This window comes from Cryptocyanus atlanticus LEGE 06306 (genome assembly GCF_056633155.1).
Genome location: NZ_JBSJOZ010000021.1, coordinates 1 through 10448 on the forward strand (window position 1 = coordinate 1; position 10448 = coordinate 10448).

At 56.3% G+C, this 10448-nt stretch carries 7 protein-coding genes and 1 pseudogene; 3 read left to right on the plus strand and 5 right to left on the minus strand.

Going from position 1 to position 10448, the window contains the following annotated elements:
- Nucleotides 1-686: 686 nt before the first annotated feature.
- Nucleotides 687-1688, plus strand: coding sequence for a homocysteine S-methyltransferase family protein (locus tag ACWJI7_RS13770; protein ID WP_479938745.1), 1002 nt, complete (start codon nt 687-689; stop codon nt 1686-1688).
- A 2229-nt stretch (nt 1689-3917) separates the two neighbouring features.
- Here the strand turns inward: ACWJI7_RS13770 and ACWJI7_RS13775 are convergent.
- The gene (locus ACWJI7_RS13775; RefSeq protein ID WP_479938755.1) at nt 3918-4814 is read right to left on the minus strand and encodes an IS3 family transposase; all 897 of its coding nucleotides are present in this window, start codon (nt 4812-4814) and stop codon (nt 3918-3920) included.
- The gene (locus ACWJI7_RS13780; protein ID WP_197164124.1) at nt 4811-5140 is read right to left on the minus strand and encodes a transposase; all 330 of its coding nucleotides are present in this window, start codon (nt 5138-5140) and stop codon (nt 4811-4813) included. The genes ACWJI7_RS13775 and ACWJI7_RS13780 overlap by 4 nt, the downstream gene beginning before the upstream one ends.
- A gap of 25 nt (nt 5141-5165) precedes the next feature.
- Between ACWJI7_RS13780 and ACWJI7_RS13785 the strand changes: the two are divergent.
- Nucleotides 5166-6689 (plus strand): annotated as a pseudogene (locus ACWJI7_RS13785) (IS5 family transposase).
- 83 nt (nt 6690-6772) lie between these two features.
- Here ACWJI7_RS13785 and ACWJI7_RS13790 read toward each other — a convergent pair.
- The 3 genes from ACWJI7_RS13790 to ACWJI7_RS13800 form a co-directional block, all read right to left on the minus strand.
- A complete protein-coding gene (locus ACWJI7_RS13790) occupies nt 6773-6946 on the minus strand; it encodes a hypothetical protein (protein ID WP_479938747.1) in 174 nt (57 codons plus the stop codon).
- 344 nt (nt 6947-7290) lie between these two features.
- Nucleotides 7291-7926 (minus strand): fructokinase, encoded by a 636-nt coding sequence (locus ACWJI7_RS13795; protein WP_479938749.1) that lies wholly within the window; start codon nt 7924-7926, stop codon nt 7291-7293.
- A gap of 48 nt (nt 7927-7974) precedes the next feature.
- Nucleotides 7975-8292: a sll1863 family stress response protein gene (locus tag ACWJI7_RS13800; RefSeq protein ID WP_479938751.1), complete on the minus strand. Its 318-nt coding sequence runs from the start codon at nt 8290-8292 to the stop codon at nt 7975-7977.
- Nucleotides 8293-8913: 621 nt separating this feature from the next.
- Between ACWJI7_RS13800 and ACWJI7_RS13805 the strand changes: the two genes are divergently transcribed.
- Nucleotides 8914-10254, plus strand: coding sequence for a DUF2254 domain-containing protein (locus ACWJI7_RS13805; RefSeq protein WP_479938753.1), 1341 nt, complete (start codon nt 8914-8916; stop codon nt 10252-10254).
- The last annotated feature ends 194 nt before the right edge of the window (nt 10255-10448 follow it).

Sequence of the window (10448 nt, forward strand, 5' to 3'; positions counted from 1 at the left end):
GGCAGGTGAGCAGGGGGATGCAGTTCGCCCCGGGGTGATGCCGAAACCAGTGGCACGTGAAGCAGACCCGTCGGCTGCGGCTGGGCAGCAACACCTCCCGATCAAGGTAGGGCCAGTCCTCAATTGGTTCATCGCGGGACAACCGAGGGCGTGAGAGGCGGAACTGAGCCATGGATCGCGCGACCGGTACAGGTGTATTAGAGCAGTGGCCCCTGCCAGATTTCTCGGCGCCCAAGGGCTCAACCGCCAGAACGGGCCTTGAGCCGTCTGCCATTCGTTAGAACCGAAAGTTCCAGGACCCTGGCTGCCGCAGCGGATTTGGCGATTCTTACGTTCTTACACGCCGGCAGTAGGAGCAACGTGCTCGGCTTCAGAGCAGCATCCTTGAGCGCTCAGCCTTCGCAGTCGCGGCAAGGCGTCCGGCCACCGTGCCCTGAACCACCGGTCCCTGTAGGGCGAGGAGAGATCTGATTAGAGCCGAACGCCATTCCAACGATGTTGGTCACTAGCCCGGTCAACGTCGCCACGGAAGAACTTAAGGGATGTCTGATCGACTGAAAGCGCAACTGCACGAACCACTCTGGACAAAGAAGATATGAAGCTATCCTGCAGCTTGTGAACTCAATAGAACAATCTGGCAGGAATTGTTGATGTGACTATAATTTTGAAATTGTGAGTTGCTATTGATGTCCAAGACTTATGCACAGCGTGAACTTCCTCAATTAAATAGAGAGCCATTGCTCACAGATGGCGGACTGGAGACCACTCTTGTCTTCCACCACGGCATTGATCTGCCATGCTTTGCTGCCTTCGACCTGCTGCGTCGCGAGCACGGCCGCAAGGTGTTGGCGAACTATTTCCGTACCTACTTGGCATTGGCACGTCAGGTCGATGTCGGCTTTCTGCTCGAGAGCACGACTTGGCGTGCCAATCCCGCCTGGGGACCTCGGCTCGGCTACGACCTCGAAGAGCTGGCCAATGCGAATCGGGAGGCTATCGCCCTGATGCACGAGCTGCGAGCGGAGGAGGACGCGATACAGTCTTCCATAACGAATGGTGGGAAGACTCGCCCCCTATTGATCAGCGGCAACGTAGGTCCGCGAGGAGACGGTTACATTGCTGACCAGGTCATGGAAACCGATGAAGCCACAGCCTTCCATCGCTGGCAAATGCCCTTGCTTGCCGAAGCTGGGGTCGACCTTGTATCGGCGTACACCATCAGCGTAGCTGCAGAAGCAATCGGGATCACCCAGGCAGCCAGCGAACAGGGGCTGCCTGTCGTCATTTCATTCACGCTCGAAACTGATGGACGGCTTCCCAGCGGCCAGCCATTGGGCGAGGCTATCGAGCAGGTGGATGAAGAAACGGAGTGCCGACCGGCTTACTACATGATCAACTGCGCCCATCCCATTCACTTCTGCGAGGTGCTGGGCGCTGGGGGTGGCTGGCGAGAACGAATTTACGGGCTGCGAGCCAATGCCTCCCGGCTCAGCCACCAGGAGCTCGATGCAGCCTCCGAACTTGATTCTGGTGACCCTCAGGATTTAGCTCAGCTGTACCGCCACCTCGTTGAGGTTCTCCCGAACTTGGTCGTACTTGGTGGCTGCTGCGGTACAGACCGTCGCCACGTCGAAGCGATCGGGCGGGCTACCTTGCCGATACTATGGGAGGGTCTTCATAAAATCTGAACTTATTGTTCATGCCTAAATTCTCTTCGCCAGAAGCGACGGCCCAGAGACGACAAAGACGATATACAGAAGACCTATTCCTTTTCAGCGGACTACTGAATAACTGTGTCAGCCTATCGCTAGTGCGACCTCAGTACCTATGTTCAATAAGAACATCTTGATTGCACTACTACCCATCGTATTGAGCTTCACTGACCTAACCCACCCAGCCCGGCGGTGGCGAGGGGAGATCGATCACGCGCGCGCAAGGGTGCGGGAGTGGCTTCACTCTTCTGAGGCCCTTCCAGTGGTGCGGGGCTGCGCTCGTCGTCCCGCACTCGCCTGGCCCTTGCGCCGCGTGACACCCTGAACCCCCGTCGCCGGGTGGGGCGACCGATAAAAAGTGTTTAAAATTGTCGTGAAGCCAAGAAATAGTTGATGCAAGCAGGGGACAGGCAGCGACAACAAGACTCCAGAAAATGCCTTTTTAGCTCAGCACGATTCCATCTTTAAGCCGCTCAGAGGAAGTAGCCATGATGGCCGAGAGTAACCACGACATGAGCTCGATGTTTGTTAGGGAGAGGGTCGCATTCCAATACGCGAGAAAGCCTTAACCTCCTTACGGACACGCTTCGGCGTAGTGAGAATTAATGCCGCATCAAGTGTCATCAGCACGAAAGACCAAGTACAGAGATCGCGCGACACGGCACTTGTTATTGGAGTGGTCAACATACACTTCAATTAAGCAATCAGTCGTGCGGCCGCCGACGCACAATCATAGAAAATACCATCCATTTCAGGCTGCCTCAAGTCGAGAAATCGAGTTGTTTCGCGAAATTTAGGGCAGCCAGCCTTGTGGTGACATTCAGAACAACCAGCGAATAGGAAACGACAGATTAACCATTGTTGCCCGGTATCACGTCCTCAGAATTAATGCGGGAAATCGTAGAATGCCGTAGATAGAGCCCATGGAAGCCATCTTTTTTTTAATCGTTAGGCATTACCTACTGCTGCCGCATGGTAGATTGATAACAGTACGTTGCTACTTTGGGGATTACTTGTTGGCGAAGTGTTCTCATCTGCTCATTTTTAACCTTCAGCCTCTCCTCCATTTCTCTTGTCGACCGCGACGTCTCAGTGATTTCGGTATTTACCTCTTTAGAGCCGAGTTCTTTGGTATAGATAGTCGCAAAGCACTGGCACCATGTTGCCAATCTAGGGCCTTGCAGCTCTCGGCGAGTATCAGGCTTGAAAATGGAGGTATAGTCCGCGGGATTAGCCTTGCACTTCTTCGCCATGTTGCTAATCAAGTACTTTCTGAATTCAGGGTCTGTGTCGGGGTTCATTATTTGTCCCGAAGCTTCCACTGCGGAGGATACGAGCAGAGCGGCCGCAATTATTTGAACTATGCGCCCATACTTAATAACAGATTCATAGCTCATGGCATCTACTTAACATATTGCCTATCATAGGTATGTAGTTGGCACGGCCGGAAGTACTTTGGAAGATGTAATACTCGACGTCTTGATCCAATCCAGAAAGGCGTCCTTCCAGTCTGACTGCTACAACGCGATGATGATCACAGTCCCGCACTCGCCTGGCCCTTGCGCCGCGTGACACCCTCAACCCCCGCTGCCGGGTGGGGTTCCGTTGCAACAGGTGCGCATGAACCGATGACCTGGATCAACTGGACTCTGTTTCCACAGATGTTCAATCCCTCGTCCTTCTACCCTTTTTTTCCTGCCTCAACGGGAAGGGCTAGGACGCATAACTGGCGGCTGAACACGTTGATCTGACGATCGCTACCCAGATCAGGCTGGATCAGTTCTTGCTACGGGCCGCTGCATTCGAACTTCAAGCCTCTATTTTCTATCGGTACTACGTCCCTGAGCGGCTCCAAAGGCTGGCTAGGTGTGCTTTTATATCAGGTTGTAAATGCCTGCAGCAGAGCGGGTCGCTGTTGGGTGGTGAGGCCACCCAAGGCCATGTGGCAATTGCGGCCGTTATAGATCCGCAGATAGGCCGGCATCATCTCATTGCGAGCCGCTAAGGAGGGCCTCCTGAGAATGGGCAGACGGGTTGCACCGCAGTCGATCTGAGCGATTATCAACGGTAGAATGTGGGCAAATCGGCTCAATTCCGCCGAAAAGCCGCCCAGAGTTTTCCACATGTATCGACGCGAGCCTCGTCATCAGCTCTCGTTTGAGGACTTCTTCCTGCCTGGGGTTCCCCCGATTCCGTGGACAGCGATCAGGGGTTCACAGGGGTGAGTGTACGGGTAGCGATGAACTGCTGCTCGTAGTCGATCGGGCTGAGGTAACCGATCGTTGAATGGCGCCGTTCGCGGTTGTAGTAGCCCTCAATCCAGAAGGCCAGATCGCGCTGGAGCTTTTGCGGGCTGATCAGCTCCCTACGGTTGTCGTCGAGCTCCAGTTCCAGCTTCAGGGTGGAGAAGAAGCTCTCCACCACGGCGTTGTCCCAGCAGCAGCCCTTGGCCGACATGCTGCAGGACAGCTTGCGCTGCCGGAGCAGATCGCGGTAGTCGTTCGCCCGGTATTGGCTCCCCTGGTCCGTGTGGAGAAGCAGCGTCTCAGGCGCCACCTGGCGATGCCCGAGCGCCCGGTTGAGGGCCTCGATCACCAGGGCGGCATCCATGCGGCCATCGAGCTTCCAGCCGACCACGCGGCGGCTGAACAGATCGATCCAGACGGCCAGGTACCGCCAGCCTGCAGACGTCCGGATGTAGGTAATGTCACCGGCCCAGCAACGGTTCGGGGCGGGCGGCTGGAAGTCCTGCTGCAGCAGGTTCTCCACCACCCCAGCAGCCCCCTTGCTTGCCCTGGAGCAATGCCTGAAAGGCTTGCGGCCCCTGGCCTTGAGCTGAGCCCGCTGCATGAGGCGGGCGACACGGTGACGACCCACCGGATGGCCGGCAGCATGCAGCTCTTGGTGGATCCGCGGGGATCCGTAGAAGCCACGGTGTTGCTGGAAGACGGCCTGGATCTCAGCGGTGAGCCGGGCGTTCTCGGCCGCCCGCTTTCCCGGCGCCTCCTGCCGCTGCCGCCAGGCGTAGAAGCCGCTGCGGGCCACCCCCAGCTGCCGGCACAGCCAGGAGACAGAGTGACACGCGGCCAGCTGGTCGATCAGGCGAAACCTCTCGGCGGCAGCTGCTCCTTGGCAAAGTGCGCTGCCGCCAGCCTGAAAAAATCCTTCTCCCTCCTCAGCTCGCGGTTCTCCTTGCGGAGCCGGTTGAGCTCGGCGCGCTCCTCGCTGGTGAGCAGGCCCTGGTCTTTCGAGCCCGGCTGGCCGCGGTCAATGCGGGCTTGCCGCACCCAGCGGGCCAGGCTGCTGGAGGGAAGGCCAAGGCGCTGAGCGACGGTGTTGCAGGAAAGGCCCTCCTGCAGGCAGAACTCCACGGCCTCCGCCTTCTGCTGCGCCGTGAACCGGCGCCGTGATCTGGTGGGGTTGGTCATCGATGGACAGTCTGGTGGTCATGGCGTGACCCTTATCGCCTTGTCCTCAAAATCGGGGGAACCCCAGCCATTTGGCGGCAAACTCTCTGGTGAGAACCGATGGATCAAGCTGGCAGAGCTCATCCCCTGGGATGACCTGGAAGATGACTACGCGTCGCAGTTCTGCAAGGGCTTTGGAGCGCCCGCCAAGCCATTCCGAATGGCGCTCGGAGCATTGATCATCAAGGCTCGCCTGGGCCTCACCGACGAGGAACTGGTGGAGCAAATCAAGGAAAATCCCTATCTCCAATTCTTCATCGGCCTGGAGGCCTTTTAGTATTCGGCCCCGTTTGATCCATCGATGATGGTCCATTTCCGCAAGCGACTGCCGGAATCAGTCGTCAACGACTGCAACGAGAGGATCGTCCGTCATGGCCTGAGCATCATTCAATCTGCAGAATCCCAGGATAATGAGGATGGTGACAACGACACTGGTTTGACCAGCAGTGATCAGCCTCTGCAGCCTGGCCCTGACAAAGCATCTTCCAATCAGGGAACCCGGTTGATTGACGCCACGTGCGTCCCAGTCGATATCCGATACCCAACGGATCTCTCTCTGCTCAATGAGGCCAGAGAGGTCACGGAGAGGCTGATCGATACGATGCATCCTCAGGTCAGAGAACTCTTTGGCGATAAGCCTCGAACCCATCGCAAGAATGCCAGACAGCAATTTCTGGCCGTGGCCAAGAAGAAGCGACCTCGCATCAGCAAGATCCGCAAGGCCATTCAGCAGCAACTGAGTCATCTGGAGCGGAATCTGGCCAGTATTGATGCCCTGATCGCTTGTGGTGGCTCCCTTCTGGCGACAGGTCGGTATTGGTACCACAAGCTGCTGGTGGTCAGTGAACTGGTGCGTCAGCAGAAAATTCTTTATCACTCAGACAGCAGGAGCATCCCCGATCGAATCGTGAGTCTCTACCAAGCTCACATCAGGCCCATCGTGCGTGGCAAGGCCAGAAGCAACGTTGAGTTTGGCGCCAAGATCTCAATCTCAGTCACTGGCGATGGATTCACCTTCCTTGATAGGCTGAGCTATAGTCCCTACAACGAAGGAGAAGACCTAAAGGCTCAGGCAAGAGCCTATCGACGCCGAAATGGCCACTATCCAATGGTCATCTGTGCTGATCAGATTTATCGGACTCGGGCGAATCGAGCCTTCTGCCAGCGTCATGGCATTCGTTTGAGCGGTCCACGCCTCGGTCGCCCCAAGAGCGATCCACAGTTGCTGGCCGAGGAGAAGAAGCAGTTTCTTGATGACCAGCGAAAGCGCAATGCCGTTGAGGGCAAGATCGGCCAGGGGAAACGGCGGTATGGATGGGGTCTGATCCGCGAGAAGCTTGCCACGACCCAGGGTTCCGCCATTGCGTTGAATGTGCTCGTCATGAACCTCGACAAGCTCCTAGAGCTTCTTTTTGTCCTTTTGGCCTGCTGGCTACAGCTGCTTCTGGCCCATAGAGCAGCCTGCCACTCCGATATAGCGGTGCTGAATGATCAGCCTGCTGCCGCATGAGGATCAATCGGCAAGCTGGAGGGGATTCCCCAGCGTTATCAGTTGAGGCACCGTTTACCTTTCTCAGGAGGCCCTAAGGAGCTTTAAGGCATCACATAGGTCCACTCCTCCAGCAATGTCTTGATGAATCGCTCAGCTTTGACGTTCGTTCGAGGGGTGTAGGTGTAGGGCTTGGCCTTCTTCCCCTTCAATCCAATGGCTTGGCAGGCTTTTCGCCACCAACGGGACTTGTAAGCAGAGTCGATGTCGCTGAGCACCCGATGGCATTCGATCCCCTGGCCATTGAACTAGGCCACAGCACGGCTCAGGAAGCCCCCCGCTCCCCGACCAACACCTTGACGTAGGCCAGCGGCTGGCTTCGTCAATCGCGACGTGCACCTTCTCGTAGCTAGCACCTCGTGAGGATCCTTGACGGGGGTCACATGTCATCCGATGGCCGACTGGGGCTCACCCGGTTTCAAGGACAATTAGTGAATCGGAGCCGGCAGAACCAGCCTTTAAGGCGTGAACGGCCTGCCCCGATATAGGAATGAAAATGAATAGGAGAAACAATCTACTGGCTGCTAGACATGCTTAATTGAAACACACTCTCTCAACACCATTATCCTTTCTGCTCAGCAGCACTTCTCAGAAGCTCAGCCAGACTATGGGGATCGGCCACGGCATCGCGTCCGGGGGCAGCTCCTCCCAACAACTCGGGATGACGACTAAGGCCTTTGAGAAGATGCTCCAGAAAAGCATGCCTGTTGGCTATGGTCTCTACATGGCCACTGTGGCCTCCTATACACCACCGCATCGGTTCAATCCCATCACTGATCAGTACGGCTGGCCGCTGAGGGAGAGTTTCATGAATGCGAACCGGATCGGTCTCATGAAAAAACCATTCGGCTTCCTGATCAGTGCAGCTAAACAGGGCAGCAGCCTCTGCAAGGGTCCGGAACCGTCGCAGGACCCCAGTGGTTGGGGGAGAACCTGGGGCTAAGCCCCAGTGCTTAGGCTGCCAGCCGACATCCAGTGCGATGGATCCCCCCACAGAAGCGACACGCTCAAGAATCATTCGCAGGGCCAGAGTCTCATCGTTGCCGGCCAAGGCATTAGTGTCTACCAGCAACCATGAGCTTCCGCTGAGTTCCTGTACCAGCTTTTCTGTAACGCCAGCAGGCGTATGCTCCTTAATCCAGGAGGGCATGGTTGCGGTGAGGTCAAGAACCTTGGTGGTGTTGCTCGAATAGGTCATCGTGATGAAAGCGTTGGAACAAGCGGTGACGGGGACGATCCGTCTGCTTCATGTGTTGCTTTCGACCAGGTCGTGGAACGTTTCAGCCAGATTCTGGAAAGTCGCATCGCTCTGCTTGAGCAGATTTTCAACGTTGTCCTGGGTGGCCTGCCGCAACCGGCTGAGTTGATCGACGGCTTGATCCCGGGCCTGAACCAAGTCGTCAAGGCGTTTCTGAGCCACAAGTCGGGCATCGTCGCCAAGTTGCGTCAAATTGTCACGAAGCATTTCGATCCGCTGGTTCCAAGCGTCGATCTCGACCTGACGCTTGTCAACAATTGCCTGCCAAAGCTGTTTATCCACTGCGGCGCGGTCTTCTCCGCTCACAGAGCTCTTCTGTTGGATAGAGTTATTCATTGTATTCAATGTAGGTTGACGACAATGGACGCAAGGCCAACGACTGACGGCCGACGTGCAATACCCGTGAGCGATCCTATCAATACGAAGAAACTGAGTATGAACTCAGCTGTGACTGAAGGGCCACACCAGTAATGATCTTTGGATCAATCGATATTCCGCAGGTTTCCCTTGTGCTCCTCATTGATGGAAGCGCAATGCACTCAAGGTTCAGATTTGATGGCTAATATAGCCATTTTCTTCTGATTGTAAAACCATTGCTTGATAGCAAAGCAGTGGGAAAGTCACCATTGAGAAGCATTGAAAATGCCTGTTGGCAGTTTGTAGCTACTCAGGTGTGTCAATCATGATTGACTGACGTCCGTAAGCCGACCCTACCACGAGCATTCGCATCATGCAACAGCGACAGCCTCGAGGGGGCATTCGCCTCAGACTTGGATTCTTCGCAGACCCACTGCTAATGCTGGGATCTTGCGCGGTTGAACAGCCTTTACCAGCTCGGCTGTTGGCGACGCCGTTGAGGACTTTCGGAAGCTGCCTCCTTAGGTTGTGGATCTGCCTACAGGTGCACCGTTGCACCGTGGAACTCCAATGCCACCCCTTTTCTTCACTTCTGGCCTGCGGGGGCGCCTTACGTTCACGCTCAACCGCCTGCGGGAGAAGCTCTGGGCGCGGCCGCTGATGTTGTGTCTTGTTTCCCTCCTCGGGGTCGGACTGGCCCAGCTGGCTGACCAGCTTTTTCCCGCCGCTCCTCTCCCCGACGTCTCGGCTGACACGCTTGAGACCCTCCTGCGGATCATCACGTCGAGCATGTTAGTGATCGCGGTTTTTGCAGCCGGTTCGATGCTCTCGGCCTATGCCTCGGCCGCCACCGTCGCTACGCCTCGTGCCTTTTCTCTGGTAGTGGCCGATGACATTTCCCAATTCGCCCTATCCACATTCATCGGAGCGTTCATCTTTGGGATCGTGGCTCTGACGGCTCTGATCAACGGGGTCTACGGCCGCAGCGGTCGCTTGGCACTGTTTCTTCTCACCGTGACCGTCTTTGCAGTGGTGGTCCTGAGTTTCGTCACATGGGTCGACCGCATCGCCAGGCTTGGGCGGGTGACCAACACAATCAGCCAGGTGGAGAAGGCGGCCAGCCGTGCCCTTTTGGAGCGTGGCTGGCGTCCCACTCTTCGTGCCAGAACCGCGATCTTTCCCTTCGCCACCAATGCACCTTTCGCCTCGCCGGTCCAAGCGAAGAAGGTAGGCTATCTCCAGAGGATCGATTTAGCCGAACTTCAACAGATAGCTGAGTCTCTCGATGTTGAGATTGTGATCGAGACCTTACCCGGAGCATTCGTCACCCCCCAACGAGTTCTGGGCCAAACGATCAGCCCAATTCCGCTGGAGAGTGGGACCACTGAACGCCTGGCAAGATCGTTTCGAATCGGCGATCGACGCACCTTTGATGATGACCCCAGATTCGGTTTGGTGGCGCTGTCTGAAATTGCAAGCAGGGCCCTCTCACCGGCCGTGAATGACCCTGGCACCGCCATCCACATCATCGGCTCGTTTGTTCGTCTGTTCACTGAGTGGGCAGAGGTCTGCCGCCTGCGCCGTGAAAACCCTGACGAATCCGTGCGCTTTGAACGACTCTGGACTCATGAACTCACCCTTGAGGATCTTTTCGACGATGCTTTTCAAGCCATCGGTCGCGATGGGGCCCCCTGCCTTGAGGTCGGACTGCGGTTGCAAAAGGGGTTGTTCCTGATCAGCCAGTTGCCTGAGCCCGGGATCCGTGAAGTGGCTAGGGCCCAAGCCAGGCTGGCCCTTCATCACGGTGAGCGAGCTCTAAGGCTGGCTCAGGATGTGGAGCGGTTGCGGCATGCTGCAGGTTGGATCCTCGTGCCGGCGAGACTAGCTGATGATATCTCTGCTGGCAGTTGAACTCACAGCCGATAAACTATCTGTCATTAGCTTCATAGGCTCTCAGGTTGTTACGGTTGCAATGGGGGTGCGAACATGACAATGACGAGGAGTTAAATCCATAATGATTTAGATCCCCCTGAGGGGCGCGGTACACTCTCTCTGGGTCAACCCCTCGAGACTTTTGCCAAGAATATGGCTTCCGCGATAGTCAA

Excerpts from the sequence above, each read along its gene's own strand:
- ACWJI7_RS13770 (WP_479938745.1), top strand. The coding sequence starts at position 687 with ATGTCCAAGACTTATGCACAGCGTGAACTTCCTCAATTAAATAGAGAG.
- ACWJI7_RS13780 (WP_197164124.1), bottom strand. The coding sequence starts at position 5,140 with ATGACCAACCCCACCAGATCACGGCGCCGGTTCACGGCGCAGCAGAAG.
- ACWJI7_RS13795 (WP_479938749.1), bottom strand. The coding sequence starts at position 7,926 with ATGACCTATTCGAGCAACACCACCAAGGTTCTTGACCTCACCGCAACC.
- ACWJI7_RS13805 (WP_479938753.1), top strand. The coding sequence starts at position 8,914 with ATGCCACCCCTTTTCTTCACTTCTGGCCTGCGGGGGCGCCTTACGTTC.